This is a genomic window from Pirellulaceae bacterium, from assembly GCA_029243025.1.
GTDB lineage: Bacteria > Planctomycetota > Planctomycetia > Pirellulales > Pirellulaceae.
In genome coordinates this window covers 339,530-357,298 of record JAQWSU010000018.1, presented here as the reverse complement: position 1 = coordinate 357,298, position 17,769 = coordinate 339,530, and the positions used below count along the sequence as shown (strand labels likewise).

Annotated in this window: 18 protein-coding genes and 1 tRNA gene; 10 read left to right on the top strand and 9 right to left on the bottom strand. The window is 52.6% G+C overall.

Features of this window, described 5'->3' with window-relative positions:
• Positions 1 to 136: 136 nt before the first annotated feature.
• Positions 137 to 436 carry a hypothetical protein gene (locus P8N76_08990; GenBank protein ID MDG2381797.1) on the bottom strand — a complete coding sequence of 100 codons (300 nt, stop codon included), beginning with the start codon at positions 434 to 436 and terminating at the stop codon, positions 137 to 139.
• A gap of 359 nt (positions 437 to 795) precedes the next feature.
• Between P8N76_08990 and P8N76_08985 the strand changes: the two genes are divergently transcribed.
• Together P8N76_08985 and P8N76_08980 are read left to right on the top strand one after the other, a co-directional pair.
• The gene (locus tag P8N76_08985; protein ID MDG2381796.1) at positions 796 to 2,346 is read left to right on the top strand and encodes a hypothetical protein; all 1,551 of its coding nucleotides are present in this window, start codon (positions 796 to 798) and stop codon (positions 2,344 to 2,346) included.
• Positions 2,347 to 2,554: 208 nt separating this feature from the next.
• On the top strand, positions 2,555 to 3,748 hold the full coding sequence (locus tag P8N76_08980; protein ID MDG2381795.1) for an aspartate/tyrosine/aromatic aminotransferase: 1,194 nt from the start codon (positions 2,555 to 2,557) through the stop codon (positions 3,746 to 3,748).
• Positions 3,749 to 3,857: 109 nt separating this feature from the next.
• Here P8N76_08980 and P8N76_08975 read toward each other — a convergent pair whose 3' ends face one another.
• Positions 3,858 to 4,718, bottom strand: a complete 861-nt coding sequence (locus P8N76_08975) for a hypothetical protein (protein ID MDG2381794.1) — start codon at positions 4,716 to 4,718, stop codon at positions 3,858 to 3,860.
• On the opposite strand from P8N76_08975, the gene P8N76_08970 reads away from it, so the two are divergent.
• The 3 genes from P8N76_08970 to P8N76_08960 all read left to right on the top strand — a co-directional run bounded on the left by P8N76_08970 (position 4,717) and on the right by P8N76_08960 (position 7,501).
• Positions 4,717 to 5,145 carry a hypothetical protein gene (locus tag P8N76_08970; GenBank protein ID MDG2381793.1) on the top strand — a complete coding sequence of 143 codons (429 nt, stop codon included), beginning with the start codon at positions 4,717 to 4,719 and terminating at the stop codon, positions 5,143 to 5,145. The two genes, P8N76_08975 and P8N76_08970, sit on opposite strands and share 2 nt — an antisense overlap.
• On the top strand, positions 5,142 to 6,449 hold the full coding sequence (locus tag P8N76_08965) for a Glu/Leu/Phe/Val dehydrogenase (GenBank protein ID MDG2381792.1): 1,308 nt from the start codon (positions 5,142 to 5,144) through the stop codon (positions 6,447 to 6,449). Before P8N76_08970 ends, P8N76_08965 begins: the two co-directional genes overlap by 4 nt.
• 356 nt (positions 6,450 to 6,805) lie before the next feature.
• Positions 6,806 to 7,501: a hypothetical protein gene (locus P8N76_08960; GenBank protein MDG2381791.1), complete on the top strand. Its 696-nt coding sequence runs from the start codon at positions 6,806 to 6,808 to the stop codon at positions 7,499 to 7,501.
• A gap of 464 nt (positions 7,502 to 7,965) precedes the next feature.
• On the opposite strand, the gene P8N76_08955 is transcribed toward P8N76_08960, so the two are convergent.
• Positions 7,966 to 8,047 (bottom strand) — tRNA-Ser (locus P8N76_08955).
• Between the two features lie 420 nt (positions 8,048 to 8,467).
• Here P8N76_08955 and P8N76_08950 point away from each other — a divergent pair.
• The 3 genes from P8N76_08950 (at position 8,468) to P8N76_08940 (ending at position 9,635) form a co-directional block, all read left to right on the top strand.
• The gene (locus P8N76_08950) at positions 8,468 to 8,791 is read left to right on the top strand and encodes a hypothetical protein (GenBank protein ID MDG2381790.1); all 324 of its coding nucleotides are present in this window, start codon (positions 8,468 to 8,470) and stop codon (positions 8,789 to 8,791) included.
• A 185-nt stretch (positions 8,792 to 8,976) separates the two neighbouring features.
• Positions 8,977 to 9,282: a hypothetical protein gene (locus P8N76_08945; protein MDG2381789.1), complete on the top strand. Its 306-nt coding sequence runs from the start codon at positions 8,977 to 8,979 to the stop codon at positions 9,280 to 9,282.
• Positions 9,283 to 9,290: 8 nt separating this feature from the next.
• The gene (locus P8N76_08940; protein ID MDG2381788.1) at positions 9,291 to 9,635 is read left to right on the top strand and encodes a histidine triad nucleotide-binding protein; all 345 of its coding nucleotides are present in this window, start codon (positions 9,291 to 9,293) and stop codon (positions 9,633 to 9,635) included.
• A 31-nt stretch (positions 9,636 to 9,666) separates the two neighbouring features.
• On the opposite strand, the gene P8N76_08935 is transcribed toward P8N76_08940, so the two are convergent.
• Entirely contained in the window at positions 9,667 to 9,930 is a 264-nt protein-coding gene (locus tag P8N76_08935) for a hypothetical protein (protein MDG2381787.1), read from the bottom strand.
• A gap of 231 nt (positions 9,931 to 10,161) precedes the next feature.
• On the opposite strand from P8N76_08935, the gene P8N76_08930 reads away from it, so the two are divergent.
• Both P8N76_08930 and P8N76_08925 read left to right on the top strand, forming a co-directional pair.
• The gene (locus P8N76_08930; GenBank protein ID MDG2381786.1) at positions 10,162 to 10,575 is read left to right on the top strand and encodes a 2Fe-2S iron-sulfur cluster-binding protein; all 414 of its coding nucleotides are present in this window, start codon (positions 10,162 to 10,164) and stop codon (positions 10,573 to 10,575) included.
• 2 nt (positions 10,576 to 10,577) lie between these two features.
• On the top strand, positions 10,578 to 10,898 hold the full coding sequence (locus tag P8N76_08925) for a P-II family nitrogen regulator (GenBank protein ID MDG2381785.1): 321 nt from the start codon (positions 10,578 to 10,580) through the stop codon (positions 10,896 to 10,898).
• 55 nt (positions 10,899 to 10,953) lie between these two features.
• Here P8N76_08925 and glnE read toward each other — a convergent pair whose 3' ends face one another.
• The 5 genes from glnE to def form a co-directional block, all read right to left on the bottom strand.
• On the bottom strand, positions 10,954 to 14,055 hold the full coding sequence (gene glnE / locus P8N76_08920) for a bifunctional [glutamate--ammonia ligase]-adenylyl-L-tyrosine phosphorylase/[glutamate--ammonia-ligase] adenylyltransferase (GenBank protein MDG2381784.1): 3,102 nt from the start codon (positions 14,053 to 14,055) through the stop codon (positions 10,954 to 10,956).
• A 135-nt stretch (positions 14,056 to 14,190) separates the two neighbouring features.
• Complete coding sequence (locus P8N76_08915; protein ID MDG2381783.1) at positions 14,191 to 14,472, bottom strand: DUF427 domain-containing protein; 282 nt, start codon at positions 14,470 to 14,472, stop codon at positions 14,191 to 14,193.
• Between the two features lie 31 nt (positions 14,473 to 14,503).
• A complete protein-coding gene (miaB, locus tag P8N76_08910) occupies positions 14,504 to 15,937 on the bottom strand; it encodes a tRNA (N6-isopentenyl adenosine(37)-C2)-methylthiotransferase MiaB (GenBank protein MDG2381782.1) in 1,434 nt (477 codons plus the stop codon).
• A gap of 190 nt (positions 15,938 to 16,127) precedes the next feature.
• On the bottom strand, positions 16,128 to 17,087 hold the full coding sequence (fmt, locus tag P8N76_08905) for a methionyl-tRNA formyltransferase (protein MDG2381781.1): 960 nt from the start codon (positions 17,085 to 17,087) through the stop codon (positions 16,128 to 16,130).
• Positions 17,088 to 17,122: 35 nt separating this feature from the next.
• Positions 17,123 to 17,710 (bottom strand): peptide deformylase, encoded by a 588-nt coding sequence (gene def / locus P8N76_08900; GenBank protein ID MDG2381780.1) that lies wholly within the window; start codon positions 17,708 to 17,710, stop codon positions 17,123 to 17,125.
• Positions 17,711 to 17,769 lie beyond the last annotated feature (59 nt).

Below are 17,769 nucleotides of genomic sequence, written 5' to 3'. Positions count from 1 at the left end.
CAGATGCGACCTGTTCGAACGCCATTTTCGGCTTTTTTCCGCGCATGCAATAGGCCGGCGCGTTCCAGGAAAGTTGGAACCTAATTCTATCCGCCGGCCTGTCTCGTTGTAACGGGTGGTTAGGCGTTATTCTTGCCTAACGCGAGCGCTTGGCGGTCTTTTTCCGCGTGGTTGTGCGCTTCTTAGGTGCTGCCTTCTTTTTAGTGGACCGCTTGGCGGTGGTCTTTTTAGTGGACCGCTTCGCTGCCTTCTTCTTCTTGGGAGCAGCCTTTTTCTTTGTCGACCGCTTAGCGGTGGTCTTTTTCTTTGGAGCTGCCTTCTTCTTCTTGGGGGCTGCCTTCTTCTTGGTGGATCGCTTTACGGCCTTCTTCTTGACCGTTCGCTTCACGGCCTTCTTCTTGACCGTTCGCTTCGCGGCCTTCTTCTTGGTTGCCATAATGATGGCTCCTCTTGGTCAGGTACCCTTACAACAGCTTTTGCGAATCCTTCCCCTTGGGTACCCTGAGAGGGGAAGCCGCGTAGTTAAACAGTGGAAGCTTGCCTCAACTTGGCGTCATCCACTTTTTTTCTCGTTGTGTTATTTTTCACGCGTGCCTTACTGGTTTGCCCAATCCTAGGTCGCGTTTTCGTATTGAGAATCCCGCAAGGAACGAACGAATCCATGATCGAATTGGGATCGGCCACTTGTTCGACCCTCCTAATTTCGCGCATTGAAGCAAGTTTGCCTGTCTTTCGTCAAGGTTAATTCACCGTCATCGAAAAAACTTTCCTCATACTGAGAAGCCAATTCAAGCCATGTTGACCACTCTCGATAGCATTTTGACGGCATTGAATGTCCATGGAACAGCTGAGCAGGATCGACAAGCAACGCCCCTGGCGCTTGATTGGATTCCACAAGCGACAACGGAGCAGTTGACGCTGCTATTCGAGCAAATCGCCCAGCTCGCGTCAGATCAACAGTTGAATGAATCGGTGTTAACGGCCGTTTTACGCGCGTTGACGAGGGCCAATGTTGACGAACGGCAGCAACCGTTTGCTGCATTAGTTTCGCCGATGGTTCGGGCCTATCAACAGCTCCCGGCGACGAGTCCTGCGCGTCATTTATTTTTATCTCGACTCGCGCAACAAGGCGATGCGGAAAGTTTGCAAGCGTTCGCAGAACTCATTGCCGTTGATCCTCCCCCCCAGCCCGAGGCGATTATTGAAGCTTTTGCACCGCTTTGGCAGCAGGAAAAACTCGACTATTCTCAACTGTTTCCCCGATTGCTGGACGCTTTGGCCCATCCGGCCGCCGCGACAGTGGTTCTTGATTTCACCAACTTTTTGCACGCCAAGGGTCGAGTCGTTGAGCATCCGGCTAAGCAACGAAGTCAGCAGCTTTTGGAGCTATTTAGCCGTCTGATCGAACGGCTCGAAGGATTCGAGGAAGCATCCGCCCAGCACGGTGTAAAGGACCTCGGCGATGCGCAACAGGTAACAGAAAGTATTGGCTTAGCCATTGCTCTTTGCTATGCCTTGTCGCTGATGAAGGAATCGGAAGCGATGGGACGATTCTATCGGATGATGGATTTGAGCCATCGACGACTCCGAGTGGAAGCGGCAACGGCGCTGTCTCGTTTACAGGAGAAAGCAGGTACCGAGACGCTCGTTGAACTGGCAGCGGAGCCCAGCGTGCGACTGACCGTTTTAGCGTACGCCGCAGAACTTGGTCTCTTGGATGCGATCGATGCACAGCATCGTTCGCAGGTTGCCCGTGCCGAAGCCGAATTAATTAATCAATTATCGGAACCCCGGTTTTATGGTCATCCGCCGACGGCCTGTGAATTGATGGACTCCCGACAGCTCAGTTGGCCTGGATTCGACGAAGCCGTTGACTGTTATCTGTTTCGATTCACTTATGTGTTGCCCGCGGGAGAAATCGCAAATGTTGGCATCGCAGGACCTCTTGCCCATACGTTTGCCGCGGATCTGACGGAATTGGCAATTCCCGATGCTTACGCCGCTTTTGCCGGCTGGCAGGCAGAGCACGAGGAAATCCGTGAGCTGCAAATCGATCCGACGAACATGCAGCAGTCGGTCGAGGTTGAAAAATTGCGGCGACGGATGGCGGATGAGGCCTTTGCTGATATCAAGCCGCAATTCATCGGTGTCTTTTTTGGCGAACGGTGTTTGGTGGCGTCTGCGGCTTGGCAAGGGGCTTCCGGTTGGATCGTGGCGTCCGGGCATGATCACTTGTGGGTGACACGAGGAAACTCGACGCGGCCGATCCAGGCTGAACTTGCCTTTTCAATCTTCAAGGGGCAGCGACTGTTGCGTTCGTTCAACAGGGAGTTCGAAGAGGCCTAGGGGGATGAGTTCTTCGTGAACCCGACACGGTTGGACCGTTTTCTCTGCTGCGAAGGTTTGGCAGGGCTTTGGCGGATCGAGGCCCGTGTATCGCAGAGTGAGGAGTTTGTCTGATCGTTCTCTTGGCCGGGCTGCAAGCTCTAGCCGAAACTTCCTGGAAAGCCTACGATAACGGCTTTGGATAGCTTTGAGATTGAGGATAGGTACCATGCTCGACCAACTTGAGCTCGCTCCGCCAGACGCAATTTTAGGACTGACGGAAGCGTTTAATCACGATTCGAATTCCAACAAGATCAATTTGAGTGTCGGCGTTTACAAGAATGAGCAGGGCGTGACCCCGATTTTGCCTTCGGTTAAAGAGGCCGAACGTCGGATCTTGTCCGAGGAAAGCACGAAATCATATTTGCCGATCTCAGGTCTCGCGACCTATAGCCAGCGCGTGATGGAGTTGCTGTTTGGTGCTGATCATGGGCTTCTCAAAGCGGGTCGAGCTGTGAGTGTCCAAACACCTGGGGGTACGGGCGCGCTACGAGTGGCGGCTGATTTCATCAAGACTCGTTTGCCAACTAATAAGATTTGGACAAGCGCGCCGACATGGGCGAATCATCCAAATATTTTTGCTGCCGCCGGCCTTGAGCAGGATTCGTATCCGTATTTGGATCCGGCGACCAATGGACTCAATCTCGAGGGGATGTTGGCTTGCATCGATCAGATGTCGGCCGGCGACGTCATCCTATTGCATGGTTGCTGTCATAATCCCAGTGGAATTGATCCGACCGCCGATCAATGGAAAGAAATCGCCAGCCGAGTTCAATCGCGAGGACTTTTACCTCTTGTTGACTTTGCCTATCAGGGATTCTCCGAAGGTATTGAGCAGGATGCCCGAGGATTGCATGCGATCTGCGAGCAGGTAGCCGAGGTGTTGATCGCGAGCTCCTATTCCAAAAATTTTGGGTTATATCGCGAGCGTATCGGTGCGTTGACCGCCGTCGGAGGCGATTCCGCAGCTGCCGCTGCGGCTCTCAGCCACCTGAAGGCCTGTATCCGTTGCAATTATTCCAATCCGCCAGCCCACGGAGCTGAAATCGTGCAAACGATTCTCGGCGACGCCAGCCTGCGGCAGCAATGGGAAGCTGAACTCACCGAAATGCGCGATCGCATCAATGGCATGCGTGATCTGTTTGTGAAGACAATGAAGGAACAGGCTCCTGACCGGAACTTTGAATTTATTCGCACGCAGCGCGGAATGTTCTCGTTTTCGGGACTTACCAAAGAACAGGTGACCCAGTTGCGAGATGAGGATTCTATCTACATCGTCGGGTCGGGGCGAATCAATGTTGCCGGGATTACTCCAGCAAACATTGATCAACTCTGTTCTGCGATTTCGAAAGTAATCAGCTGATGAGCTCGGAATCACTCCCCTCGATGTGAGCGATGGGGTGATGGTGATGATTATTTGCTCGAAAGATCAATCTCTATGACCTACGCGATTAGCAGGTCATCACGCGAGATCATTGTTTTCGTTTGGGAAAGTCCGCTTGGTAACGTTTCAGCAAGAGTGGTACATCATTTGGCAGCAAGTAAAGTTTTCCGCGAATTTGCTTGGTTTCTCCGGGGTTCAGCCCGCCAAGCCGAAAGTCGCTGTGTAGACAGCGGATGACACCCTGAAACAACTCTTGGTAAGGCTCAAAAGCGACGGCGAGCAAGTATTGGTTATCACCGCTAAAACAGCCAATCAGCCCGTTACTAGGTCGCTCGGCGTGAAGCGGTCTCGGATTGACGTCAGTGCGAGGAACTCCCGGAGCCGCCCAGACTTGGCCTGGGGTATATCTGGCTTCCGTTGCCCAATTGCGCGTCGGCATCGTACATAGCTGGCCGTCTAAAAATACAAATGACTTGCGAATGTAAGCGTAGGCGTCGGGCGTTGCCTGCTTTCCCGCCCCGGTAAATGTGCCCACTCGCATACAGGGTTGAGCCCAATGGACTTCGGATCGTGAACCGGTTGGATTGTGGGCTGTAAGTTGGAAATCGACTTCATCTTCTTTGGCAGTGATCAGATGGTCGACCGTGACTCCATCCTTAACGAGACACCTTAACCTCAGCTGGTTGCCGTCGTCGCTGACACTTACCAAGCGCGTCGTGTGTGGAACGACGGTGTGTTTTCCCCAATCAGTTGTTTGAGAATTTGCACGGCAATAGGCCTCCAAATACAGAATCTCGATCTTGCCGCCCGGGATTTTCGGAGAGCTGATGTGCAGTAGGTTGTTTTGCCAGCTGAGCGAAAGATGTTGACAATCCGCCTGTGTCGGGACGATGAACATTCCGAGGGTTACGATGAGGCTCAGCCTAAGTATGAACGAAATCGTCGGCATGTTGTTCTCCTTGGCGATCAGTAAGTTTGACGGATCAATCGTCACCCTTTGCTATGGCGAAGTTGGGAGCGAGGCCGGTCGCGTCGCCTCCTACCCACCGATCGAGCAATGGTCGGCGCCCAAAGGTGAGCGTCGCGATATGTTAGCACAGCTCAGCATCGCTGGGGATTTTAATTCCACCGCGGCAGTGTCGTTGCTGCTGGGCACGTTTTTTAGCTGGGAATTCGGCTGGAAATTCGGCTGGGAATTCGGCTGGATAGTAGCCTGTTCGATCCATCATTTGTCGGACGGGGCTCGACCGCTGCGCCTGGCTGAAAAGAGGCACTGTTCCTGGGGAGCGGACATGCCAACAATGTCAGTAGTGCGAGTTCTTTCACTTCTCTATCCCGACTTTTTTTCTTTAGGAGCGTGCTCGTGGCTCAAATGATCTCCTTGCCCGAAAAGGTTCACGAAGACCTCAACTCATTTCACATCGCCCGTCATCAATTTGATCAAGCAGTTGCTTATCTGCCGAACCTGAATCGGGGATTGGTTGATTTTTTGAAAGCGCCGCAGCGAACTTCATCCGTCTGTTTTCCTATTGAGTTGGATGATGGGTCGGTTCGCACCTTTACGGGCCATCGGGTTTTACACAGCCAAGTGCGTGGTCCGGGAAAAGGAGGGATTCGCTTCCATCCGGGTGTCACCGTTGATGAGGTGAGGGCCTTGGCCGCCTGGATGACGTGGAAATGTGCTCTCGTTGACGTTCCCTTTGGTGGTGCCAAGGGTGGGGTAGCTTGTAATCCCAAAGAGCTGACCGAAAACGAATTGCGAAAGATCACCCGTCGATACATCGTTGGATTGGGGGATTCCATCGGTCCTCATACCGACATTCCGGCGCCCGATGTTTACACCGATGAACGCACCATGGCGTGGATTTACGACACTTACGACATGATGCATCCCGGAAAAAATAATCGGCCTGTCGTCACTGGGAAACCGATTGCGATTGGTGGGACGCATGGTCGGAAGGAAGCGACGGCTCGAGGTTGTTTATATGCTACAGAACGTTTCATCGAACGTGGTTCGATTCCAGGTTTGGACACGCTCAAGGGTGCAACGCTCGCCATCCAAGGGTTTGGCAACGTGGGACGGATTGCTGCGGAACTTTTCCAAGTGGCAGGTGCCAAAATTGTTGCCCTCAGTGATTCGGAGGGTGGCGTGTTTTGTGAGCAAGGAATTGACCTTCACGAGGCAATAGATTTCAAGTCGAAGCATGGCACATTAGCCGGACTTCACGGTGTGCAAAGTGTCTCTAACCAGGAGTTGCTGGAAGTGGAGTGTGACATTCTCTTGCCTGCTGCATTGGAGAATCAGATTACAGTCGAAAATGCGGGACGAATTCGTGCCAAAATGGTCTGCGAGGGAGCTAATGGTCCCACGACCCCCGCAGCCGATGAGATTTTGCACGCTAAACAGATCTCGGTCTTGCCTGATGTGTTGGCCAATGCGGGTGGCGTGACTGTCAGCTACTTCGAATGGGTGCAAAATAATGAAAATCAGAGTTGGGATTTGGAGGAAGTAAATACGAAGTTGAGAACGAAAATGCGACGGGCAGTCGATGCAGTGATGGACCGACAGATTCACCTGGGAGCTGCCTCGAATCACTCGCCAAATCTGCGGACCTCCGCGTTGGTTGTCGCGATTGAGCGAGTTGCGGAAGTTACTCTGCAACGTGGTATTTGGCCCTAGTGGACGAAAGTCGGCGCCCGTTTGTGATGGTGAAGTGCGCGACATTCTTGGTCGCGAGCTTCGTCATGACAGCGAGGAGTTGACTTTGGAACACGATGGCGATTGCTCGGCCGCCAGCGGCGTCCTGCGAACAATGGAAGGTTCGACCTGATCGATATTGAATCGGTCCGGTCAGCCTCGTGATCCGTCATTGATGCAAAATAGGGTCGCGATGCAATCGATGATATCGACACGCTGCTTGCTGAATTCGCTCGAGTCTTCGGCCGTATGTTGGTTTTGAATTCAAAGGTTGTACACAGCCCGGATGCCAGTTTTGGAAGACTGTTGCCGCACGGCATCAGCAGGATGTTTACGATGTGATTTTTGATCAAGATGATCGACTATCTTTCATCACCGATTCCAGCAAGAATCCTTTCTGGATTCACCGAATGAATGCGGTCGCCAGAAAACGTGGATGGCGGACGTTAAACGTATTGATCTGGAAACACCCATTTGCCTCCGCTCATTCATTCAATAAACGCGGGCAGCTCGAAAGTTGGAAGCGAGAATGGACTCAGTATCACCGCTTTTACTTTTCCCTCGTGCAAGATTTTGTGTCGTTGAATCATGCGGAATTTGCGCAGTCTCCGCAGGTCTTGGATGCCTTGTGCAACATGGCCGGGATCGATAATTCTCCTCGGAAAGCCGAGTTCTGGAACAAAGAACATCACAATCTTGGCGGAAATGCATCTACCAAGATTCATCTTTATGATGAGGGAAATCCGTGTTTCGACGCAGCAAAGACGTTTATAGAACGTCAAGCTGCGGATCCCAAACAATCAACCCATCGTCAAATCTACGCTGAAGAAATTGACGAAGCGCAGATCGAAAACTCTGTTGGTATCAAAAACGATCGTGAAATCCAACGTATCGTGAGTGCACTCGAATGGTGTGATGTGAGGGCGGGCAAATCATCCCGCGAGAAGCCAATCATTCCAGAATACAGCAAGCCCTACCTGTTTGTGCGAGGAGGCCTCTCGAAGCTGAAGCACACCCGCTTACTTCCTCGGTGAATATTCTCGGCGAGTGTTTTGCAGCGGACATTTGGAAGGAGCTCTCATTCGCTTCCAGGTGGACTGCTTCTACTGGAAATCCATTCGATAGGGCAGGATAATGGTCTTTCCAATACAAAAGGTAGCTTGATGTGTGAGGGAAGCTGCTTGGGGCAAGTCTTTCCAGCAAAGCCCGGTGGCGAAACTCTCTTGCAAATCCAATTGTCGGGTAAGTTGTAGCCGTTGATGCGGATCCCAAAACGACATGTTTTTCGGAGCTGGAAGTGTCGTTTGGGCCCACTCCCTCACGAGAGCTCGGTCGTTGGAGATGGCAGGACGAGGAATCAGCCAAAGTGGGTGATGATTGGTTCGTCAAGTTTTCCCGCGGTGGGAATAAGCCGCTTTATTCGATCGATGCCGAATCGGCCCGTTTGGGTGCTGAGTCCCATAACAGAAAAAGCTCGGGAATTCCCGAGCTTTTAGAGCGGAGGGCACGGGACTCGAACCCGCAACCGTATAAACGGCAACTGATTTCGAATCAGCCTGCTCACCATTCGCTTACCCTCCTCGCAGGTCCGAGCTTATAGCTTTCGCCGAAATGTGGCAAGAGACCTCTTGAGCCGGTGAGGAAAACTTTGACGATGCGTACGCTCGATTTTCGCAGAAATCGCTCCCTGTCAATGTCAGGCTGTAAATCAGGGGAGTCGATCGGCTTCAAGGGCCCTCCGGCCTGGTGTGTGGTCGTGACGACTGTTCGGTCGACGCCGAAAAAGAGGGTCGTCCGATCGCATTTGCCTCATTTTATCTCGCTTCGTGACGCCCGTCGGCAACACAACTGATGTGCAGGTTCTCTGGGCTGTCGGTCATGTGCTATCTCCGGGGTTTTCTATTGTTTTTCTCAGGCTGCCAAGCCGATCATGGGACAAGCGGCGGGGTGCCGAGCGGGGAATTAGAAGTGAAGTAGTGGGTCGAGGAGCCAAACCAAACATGAAGAAAGACACATATCGAGTGGTCACTCACGGCACCAATGGGCAACTACGGGTCAAAGATTACGTCTCCACCGACAGCCTGTTACGACTGCACACTCAGGTCGGGGTGGATGACTGTAGTACGGATCTAGGGCTGCGTGGCTTGCCCGTGTTTCGAGGTCTGATCGGCCCCATGTCAGAAGGCAAAAATGTTGTCCGATACGAATCTCCAGATGTATTTGAAGCTCTCACAAAAGAATGGATTGCTCAGCCGCCGGAGCGACGAACTCGTCGCCGTCGGAAGCCAGCGGAAGCACCTTCCGAGGCGGCAAACGGCTCGTAATTATGAGGGAGCTGATCCCAAATCGGAAATCAGGTCGAACGCCGTGAGAATCATGGCGTTTTTTTGTTCCCTCCAGAGGCGACTACTCTCGACCACGAAATTGCAGATTTCGAACTCTTGCAGCCCACTGTTGCCCGATTTGCCAGGCTTTCCGATTTGCCAGCAAAAACAGTAGAATCGATCGTATGGTTTCGCCAACTCTTCTATCTCAGCTGCGCTGTTTGCACACCTCTAGCCCATTGCGTCCGGTCGACGTTGAGATCTGTGCCCAACTGAATCAGATGATCGAGGAGCGAAAAATCTTTGATTTGCTGGGACGCTGCCTGATGCGAAGGCTGGATGGCATGCTCGTCAATGCAGATTTCAGTTATGGCTATTCGATCCAGGATGAAGTACCGCAGCTACTGCGAGACGAAGCAATTGTCCTGGAAAATAAGATTTCGGGTCAAATTCGAAACAAAATGACCGGTGACTTCAATCATTCGGAGTGACGACCACCATGACCGAAAAGACGATCTTTAAACGCATTATCGATGGCGAGATTCCGGCGGATATCGTCTATCAGGATGACCAATGTTTGGCCTTTCGTGATATCAACCCTCAAGCCCCAATCCACGTTCTGGTGATCCCGAGAAAAGAGATTGCGTCGGTGGATGCCGTCGATGACGAAGATCAGGCACTATTAGGCCACCTTTGGATTGTGATCCGAAACGTGGCTCGAGATCTTGGTCTGCAAGCTGGCTACCGGGTGGTGGTCAATTGTGGCGACGAGGGTGGGCAGGAAGTTCCTCACTTGCATTTCCATCTGTTGGGCTCCCGCCAGATGAAATGGCCGCCCGGATAGATCCTCCCGGTTCCCGGCCTCGGAGATGGAATTAATCCTTTTCCGACATTAAACTCTTAACCAGATTCGCGACCAATTCCGGATTATCCTGTTCGACCAAATGCTTGATTTGGGCCGGTTTGACCCCCAGTTTCTCGAGATTTTTCGATAAAGTCTGCCAGTACTTTTCCCGCTTCTTGCCTTCGGCCAGGTAGAGTTCGGTAACAAGTTCTTGAACTCGCTGCAGGGCGATCGCGTCGCGATTGTTGTAATAATTTTTGATAATTCGTTGTTGGTGTTTGGAATAGTTAGCCATGGATTTGATCGGGTTTTCGTCGACGAAAGGGACGGTCGGGCCGGGGCTGCGAATCTCGCCAGCGGTCGTAAGCCGGCTGGCCGACACGGCCAGTCCGCAGTCGGCCAGACCTTGATTTGTGGTTTCCGCTTAGAGTTTTACATGGTAGATTCTATCGCTGCCAAGATGAGAATTATTTGGAATTTGTGGTGACAGATCGATCCGGTCGCCACTTGACCACAGGAAGCTTTCATGCCAGTAATCAAGTTTGTCAAAGAAAAGAAAGAGATTGAAGTTCCTCAGGGGGCAAACTTGCGTGCCGAGGCCGTTAAGGCGGGCATCAATCTGAATTGTGCCGTCAGCGGGGTGAGTGAAGGAATTGACAACTTTTCTCACGCCGTTTCTAAGTATCTTAACTGCCGTGGTTTTGGGCTCTGCGGGACCTGCCGAGTCAATATCACCGAAGGGATGGAAAACACCAGCCCGATGACGGTTCGCGAGCAGATGAAGTTCAAGTATTTACCGATTCCAGATCCCATGCCCTGTTTGGCCTATCTCGGAAACGAAGAAACGATGCGCTTAGCCTGCATGACGAAGGTCGAGGGTGACGTGGTCGTCGAAACGAAGCCGCAGGTCAACATGTTCGGCGAGAACTTTTTTAGTTAGCCGTGAAGCAAGTCATTGCCATCATTAAGCCGTTTCTTGCGGAGAAGGTGCTCGAAGGATTGAAGCGAGCACCGCTTGAGGCACTTGTGATTCGCGAGGTCAAAGGCTTTGGTCGGCAAAAGAGCTATCTGGACCAGTACGACGACAGTGAATTCTCCCAGGCCTTTCTTCCCAAGGTCGAGATCAGTATGTGGGTGGACGAGTCTCGTGTTGACGAGATCGTGCGGAAGATCCTGCAGATTGCCAGGACAGGACGAATCGGCGATGGCAAGGTTTTCGTTGTCCCCGCTGAGTCCTACGAGCGAGTCATTGACATCGAGTGATCGCCAGCAGGCTGAGTCAGATCGCTTGCCGCGTCACTTGGTTGGAGATCCGCTCTTACATTTTGTGGTTGGAGAATAGCCGATTAAAGCATGCTCTGTTTTTTTGCATGCACTCGCGGCTTTGTTGCGCGAGGACTTTTCCACTGCTGGCTCCGAACAGATAAGCCAGTTTGTCCAACTCGGCTTTGTCGTCTGGCAGGTCATGACGTGCGGTGGTATTCATGAGTCGTAAGCGAGCTTCGACACTCCTGAGAAACCGGTAAGCGTCGCAGAGCTCTTCGGCCGTTTGCACGTCTAGGTGGCCAGCCTGTTTGAGTTCAGTCAGTGCTTCGATCGTGCCAGGCTGCATGACGTTGGGTGACTCAACTGCGAATTTCATTTGCAGCATTTGCGCCAAAAACTCGATGTCAACAATACCACCCGGGCTTCGCTTCAAGTTGCGAGCAGAAGCTGTTTCTTCCATGCGACGTCGCATTTCAAAGATTTGATCGGCAAAGTCATCCTGCCAAGCCGGCTGAGTCACGATGTGGTTGACGAGCTTCAAAGTCGATGCTCGTGCTTCATCCGTTCCGTACAGCGGGCGGGCTCGGCAGAGCGCTTGTCGTTCCCAGAGTTGTCCCCGACCTTCGGTGAAATATCGTTCGAAGGCGTTGAATGATACCGCCAAAGCTCCGCTCTTGCCACTTGGGCGAAGTCTTGCATCCAATTCGTACAGTCGACCATAGGTGCCGAGACGATTGACTTGTTTGGTGATTCGCTGTGCTAGTTGGCTAAAGAAATGTTGGTTGGATGTGCTGTTGCCGCGTTCATTGGGCAAGGGCCGGGTCGTGCCTTCCCCTTCATAAAGAAAGACAACGTCCAAGTCGCTGTGGTAGTTGGGCTCGCGACCACCAATCTTACCCATGCCGAGTATGACTAGGCTGCAAGGCCGATCTTGGGCTTGGAGCCACGGTTCGCCAAACCGTCTACGTAAGGCGTCGAATTCCAGATTGGCGATTTGATGTAAACACACTTCGGCAACATCCGCCAAAAAAGCAGTTGTGTTGCGAATATCCTCTTTCCCGAGAATGTCGCGAACCCCCGCATTTAAATGTTGAGCGTTCTTGAAGCTGTGGAGGATCGGTTCGATGTCTTCTGCGTTACGACAGCGATCGATGAGATCATCCTGCAGCGTTTTTGGGTTGGCGAGCTTGTTCATCATCAGCGAGTCCATCAACTCGTCCAACATGCCAGGATTACTCGTCAAAATGGCTGATAGGTAAGGTGCCGTTGCGCACAAACGCACGTAAAGCTGCAGCGATGGTGGACTAAAGCTAAACAATTCCCACAGCACACCCTTGCCGCCCAGCGAGTCGCTTACCTGGCACAGATTGAGTAGTGCTCCATCCGGGTCAGGCGTCTTTCCGATCGCTTTCAGTAATGCTGGGGCGATGGCGGCCAGAAAGTGACGGCAGCGTCGGGTCGAGAGAAAGCGGATCCGTTCGACGGATAATTCGACCAAGTTGTTGTAGGCCGCTTGGACGTCCCGGAATCCATAGCGACTCAGGGTCTGTTCGATAAACTCAGCCAGCGGCTCCGGGTCAAGTACCAGATCGACTTCGGGTTCGGTATCGGAATCGTCGGCAAACGCATCGTGTAGGAGGTGATCGAGAATCTTGCGATTGGATTCGGTGCAATGTTGATACTCGCGTTTGAAGTCTTCCAGGTAAGTTGGATTCTCGCTGGTATAGCCCATGCGAATGGCAAGTTTTGCGAGTTCCGTGTCAGACTCGGGTAACGTGTGAGTCTGAACATCGAGCATGATTTGTAGCAAGTGTTCTAATTTACGGAGAAACGTGTAGTTGCGTTCCAGGATCGTGCGCTCCTCCAATGTCAGGCATTCAGCCTGTGCTAATTGGGTGATCGCTTCCAAGGTGTTCCCGGTTCGCAACTTGGTAAGGTCACCCGCGTTTAGAAGTTGAAGAAATTGGATGACAAATTCGATGTCGCGAATTCCACCTCGACCTGTCTTGATATTTCGATTGTCGGTTCCTTCTTGCCGAGTCCGATGTTCAATCCTCCGTTTGAGCGCTTTGACTCCGGTAATATCCGCTCGATTCAAGTAACGTCGATAGATCCAAGGCTCGAGTGACTTAAGAAATGTTTTGCCCAACTCTAAATCACCCGCGGTTGGCCGAGCTTTGACGAACGCCTGTCTTTCCCAGGTTCGGCCCATCACGTCGTAATAGTGCAATGCGGTGTCTCGGCGGTTGACCAAGGGCCCTCGTTTGCCGTGTGGTCGGAGCCGTAAATCAACCCGGTAGACGCTCCCTAATTCCGTATTTTCCGTGAGCAACTTGGTGAAATCTTGCGCTAGCCGATCGTAGAATTCGGTATTCGATACTTGTTTTGATCCGTCTGTTTTTCCGTCGCCATCGAAGATGAAAATTAGGTCAATGTCGCTTGAGTAATTCAGTTCGACACCTCCTAATTTGCCCATCGAGATGACGGCAAACTTCGCGGGCGTGCCGTCTTTGTTACGAGGCGTACCCCATTTGGCCTTCAGGAGATTTTCAGCGAATGACAAGGCCGACTCGCAGAGGGCGTCTGCCAAATAGGCGATCTGCTGGGTGACAATCGGCAGTCGTTGTTGGCGTACCAGGTCTCCGTAGGCGATTCGAAGAGTCTCGCGGCGCTTGTGTCGTCGCAAGGCGGTCAGCGCCATGCGACGGTCTTGCAGCGTGTCAATTTCGGACTTCAGTTCGTCGACCAAATGTTGGCGACTGGCCGGCTGACCTTCGGTGATCCGCAGTAATTCAAATGATTCGGGGTCGTTGACCAGGACATCGCCAAGGAATCGACTGCTCGCGAAAAGTTGCAACAGGGTGGCCAACGCTGTAGGGTCTTGCTCGAACAAGGTTAGCAATGCCAGAGGACTTCGCACGCTTGCGATGAATCGATCCAACGTATTCAACGCCAAGTCAGGGTCACTGCTGATCGGCAGTAATTCTTCCAGTCGCTCGCAAACGTGGGATAAGAGATTCAGGCCCGGGTCGAGGCGAGCGATTTCACGCAGATTCGTGTGCCCCCGTTCGACATCGATCACTCCAAGAGACCGGAGCCATTCGGTAGCGGATTTCGGATTCTCCAAGAATGGAGCAAGTTGTTGTACGTCCATAGGGGGGCTCTGCGTCGTCGAAACCGATTGGGCCATCCTACCTGCAGACTCCGCCAAGTCCTGCCGGCGACTAAGGGCAGCCAGATACTGGATCGTTCCTCCCCGGGCTCAATCGGCTAGTTCGTGCTTCCGTTGTTATCGGACCTCGACGCCTTTCCAAAAGGCAATGTGATTCTGGATGTGACTCACCTCTGATTTGGGCTCCGCATAGTACCAAGCTGCGTCGGCGTTGGTCTGACCGTCCACCTCAATATGGTAGTAATTGGCGGTACCTTTCCAGGGGCAGTCCGTGGTCGTGGGACTCTCGAGAAAGCATTTTTCTCGAATTGTGTTTCGCGGGAAGTAATGAGTTCCCTCGACAACAATTGTCTCTTTCGATTCGGCAATTGTTTCGCCGTTCCAGACAGCTTTGGGCATCGCATTTCTCGCTAAAAAATAACGCTCGGCATTACATTTGAAGGGAGTAAACGTCGGGTCCAACACAGTCGGTCACGACTTGGCCGAACAAGGTGTGGGGGCCGACCTCATAGATGGAAACGGGCAGGATCTGTCCCGCCTGACGACGATTTCCCTCGAACACTACGATGCGATCGCAATGGGTCCGTCCCATCATCTGGACGACGTGAGCCGGTTGATCACTTTTTGCCGCTGCCTCCTCGGCTGCTTTGCTGAGTCCTTCGACCAGTACATCGACATCTTGCCCTACGAACTTTTGGTTCTCTTCTTCACTGATCGTATTCTGGACTTTGAGCAGTTGATTGTTTCTTTCTTTTTTGACGCTGAGTGGAACATCATCCGGAAGGTGTTCAGCACCTTTGGTGCCAGGACGCTCGCTGTATTTAAAGATGAAGCTGTTCTTGAAGCGACATTCTTCGACTAGTTCGACTGTTTTCTGGAAATCCTCGTCGGTCTCACCGCAAAAGCCAACAATAAAGTCGCTCGATACGGCTGCGTTGGGAATGGTCTCTCGGATTCGGCCCATCATCTCCCGATAATCCTCGACCGTGTAGCCTCGCTTCATGCGGTCGAGCACTGAATTGGAGCCACTCTGAGCCGGTACATGAAGATAGGGCGAGCATTTCGGCAGATCACGTACGGCTTGCAGGAGTTCGTAACCCATGTCCTTGGGGTAACTTGTCACGAATTTGATGCGATCGATGCCTGAAATGTCATGTAATTGATAGAGCAGATCGGAGAGTCGTGTAGTCTGACCGCCTTCGACATGCTTGTAGCTGTTGACCGTTTGACCCAGCAGTGTGATTTCCATGCACCCCTGGTCCGCCAAAGCTTTGGCCTCTTCGATAATCTGTGCTGGTGGGCGTCCTTGCTCGGGACCTCGAACCATGGGAACGATGCAGTAGGTGCAGAATTTGTCGCAGCCGATTTGAATTCGGACATAGGCCTGATACGGGGAAGATCGCATCTCGGAATCCCGTAAAGGATCAAAACTCTCGTGGCTCCGCTTGATTTGCTGGGTCGATCCATCGCGGCGACCTAAGCTGACTTCAATCTGACGTCCCTTACCCGCTTCAACCTCCTCAATTAAATCCGGAACCTGATGTAATTGTCCCGGGCCGACGATAACATCGACGAAGGGCGCACGTTGGAAAATGAGCTTTTGGTCTTTTTGAGCCATACATCCCAGGACACCGATAATTTTGCCGGGATGTTCCTGCTTAAGTCGCCTCAGTCTTCCCAGAGCACTGTAGACTTTGTCTTCCGCCCGTTGGCGGACGCTGCAGGTGTTAAACAGAATGGCAGTGGCCTGGTCTGGAGATTGGGTTAATTCATAGCCGCGATTTCGCAGGCTTGCCACGACTAACTCACTGTCCAGCATATTCATCTGGCAGCCAACGGTTTCAATATACAGACGCTTCGTCATGGCAAATCTGGCTCAGAATCCATCAAGAAGTTGTAGAACGCTCTCGAAGCTTACCAACCGACCCGCCCGCGCTGCTTCTTCGCTCTTTTGGCGGCGGTTGCCCGTAAAACCCGGGCCCATATCTTACCATTTACGATCGGTGATCGACGAGGGGGATTCTGGGTGGGTTCGTTGACGATTCGCCGCTTGATCAACCGATTGAGTCTCCGACGGTCAGTCGAGAGCCTCTGAGAAAATCGGCGACTGGCATCGGTTTTTTGCCCGCCGGTTGGACTTGGATCAGCCGAAGACCACCTTTTCCGCAGGCGACGACGGTTTGCGATCGATCGATAAAGCCGATTTGCCCAGGAGCTGCTTCCAGATCGATTGGTGCCGCAACTTCGACTTCATTCAGGGCTAGTCGCATGGTTTTTTTTCCCGTTTGCCACTCCGTGTAGGTTCCAGGCCAGGGGCGGAAGGCACGAACTTGGTTGAAAATCTCGTCGGCCGTGCGTGACCAGTCGACACGGCCATCTTTTTTCTTGAGGCGAGGAGCTTTGGTGGCTTGCTGGGGATCTTGGATTTCGCCGATTGAGCTTTGCCCGTTCCAGTTGCCCAATTGTCCGATCGCAGCCAGCACGGCGGAAACACCTGTTTCCGCTAAGCGGGCTTCTAGATCGATGGCATCTTCAGTCTCGCCGATATCAGTTTGGAGTTGGACCAAGTTGGGCCCTGCGTCCAACTTGACTGTCATGTGGATCACCGTCACCCCTGTGATTGGTTCACCCTCGTAGATCGCCCAATTGATCGGCGCTGCTCCGCGGTACTTGGGTAGCAAAGAAGCGTGGAGGTTGATGCCACCCAACCGAGCGGTGGCAAGTGCTGCGTTTGATAGGATTTGGCCATAGTCACAAACGATGTGTAAATCGATCGCCTGTTCAGCAAGCTCCGCGACCGCTGAGGCATCATTAATCGAAGCAGGCATCGTCACAGCCAGCCCACGCTCCTCGGCCAGATCACGCATCGGATTGGAGGAGGGCGTCGATGCACGACGTCCGTGAATTGGTCGCGGTGGTCGCGTCACTAATCCTACCACTTCGTGCTCGGATTCAAGCAACGCTTTGAATGTCGGAATGGCGAAACCGCCTGTGCCCATCATTAGGATTCGCATCGACTATCTCCTCGTCCGGCAGTGGTGTTGACCGCTCATTTGGGCTCGCCGTACTGTTCTTCCAGCTGTGTCAACCTTGCCGCGATTTCCTCATCAGGCCGTATTTCTCCCGACTTTCTCCCGCTTTCAAAAGCCAATTGGAACTCTTCGAGTAAGGGTGTGATATTCATCTCGTGCGTGGCACTTAGTCGATCGGTGAACATCACGCCATCCAAATGATCCACCTCGTGCTGAACGACGCGGGCCATTAGCCCTTCGAGTTCCACGTCGATCTCTTGGCCATCCAATTGGTACGCCTGCAGTCGGATACGTTCGGGGCGAATCACCGGTGCGTAGACGCCCGGCAGACTGAGGCAGCCTTCTTCTCGTTCGGTCGAACCCTTGGGTTTGCTTACCAATGGATTCAGGAACACCAACTCCTCGCCTTCGCCTGCCTTCGCGGCCAAATTGCATATGAAAAACCGTAATGGCAGGTCGACTTGGTTGGCTGCCAAGCCAATGCCGTTGGCTTCGTACATTAATTCGAACATCTGGGTGATCATATCGCGCAAGCCGGCATCGACCCGTCGAATAGCTCGCGATTCGTGACGCAATGTCGGATGAGGAAACGTGACGATCTTCAACCGAGTGGCCTCCGCAGAAATTGATGGCAAGAAAAAAGAGGGGAAAGCGTCTATCTACG

Coding starts and splice junctions, on each gene's coding strand:
- P8N76_08990 (MDG2381797.1), bottom strand. CDS start 436: ATGGCAACCAAGAAGAAGGCCGCGAAGCGAACGGTCAAGAAGAAGGCC.
- P8N76_08985 (MDG2381796.1), top strand. CDS start 796: ATGTTGACCACTCTCGATAGCATTTTGACGGCATTGAATGTCCATGGA.
- P8N76_08980 (MDG2381795.1), top strand. CDS start 2,555: ATGCTCGACCAACTTGAGCTCGCTCCGCCAGACGCAATTTTAGGACTG.
- P8N76_08970 (MDG2381793.1), top strand. CDS start 4,717: ATGTTGTTCTCCTTGGCGATCAGTAAGTTTGACGGATCAATCGTCACC.
- P8N76_08975 (MDG2381794.1), bottom strand. CDS start 4,718: ATGCCGACGATTTCGTTCATACTTAGGCTGAGCCTCATCGTAACCCTC.
- P8N76_08965 (MDG2381792.1), top strand. CDS start 5,142: ATGATCTCCTTGCCCGAAAAGGTTCACGAAGACCTCAACTCATTTCAC.
- P8N76_08950 (MDG2381790.1), top strand. CDS start 8,468: ATGAAGAAAGACACATATCGAGTGGTCACTCACGGCACCAATGGGCAA.
- P8N76_08945 (MDG2381789.1), top strand. CDS start 8,977: ATGGTTTCGCCAACTCTTCTATCTCAGCTGCGCTGTTTGCACACCTCT.
- P8N76_08940 (MDG2381788.1), top strand. CDS start 9,291: ATGACCGAAAAGACGATCTTTAAACGCATTATCGATGGCGAGATTCCG.
- P8N76_08935 (MDG2381787.1), bottom strand. CDS start 9,930: ATGGCTAACTATTCCAAACACCAACAACGAATTATCAAAAATTATTAC.
- P8N76_08930 (MDG2381786.1), top strand. CDS start 10,162: ATGCCAGTAATCAAGTTTGTCAAAGAAAAGAAAGAGATTGAAGTTCCT.
- glnE (MDG2381784.1), bottom strand. CDS start 14,055: ATGGACGTACAACAACTTGCTCCATTCTTGGAGAATCCGAAATCCGCT.
- P8N76_08915 (MDG2381783.1), bottom strand. CDS start 14,472: ATGCCCAAAGCTGTCTGGAACGGCGAAACAATTGCCGAATCGAAAGAG.
- miaB (MDG2381782.1), bottom strand. CDS start 15,937: ATGACGAAGCGTCTGTATATTGAAACCGTTGGCTGCCAGATGAATATG.
- fmt (MDG2381781.1), bottom strand. CDS start 17,087: ATGCGAATCCTAATGATGGGCACAGGCGGTTTCGCCATTCCGACATTC.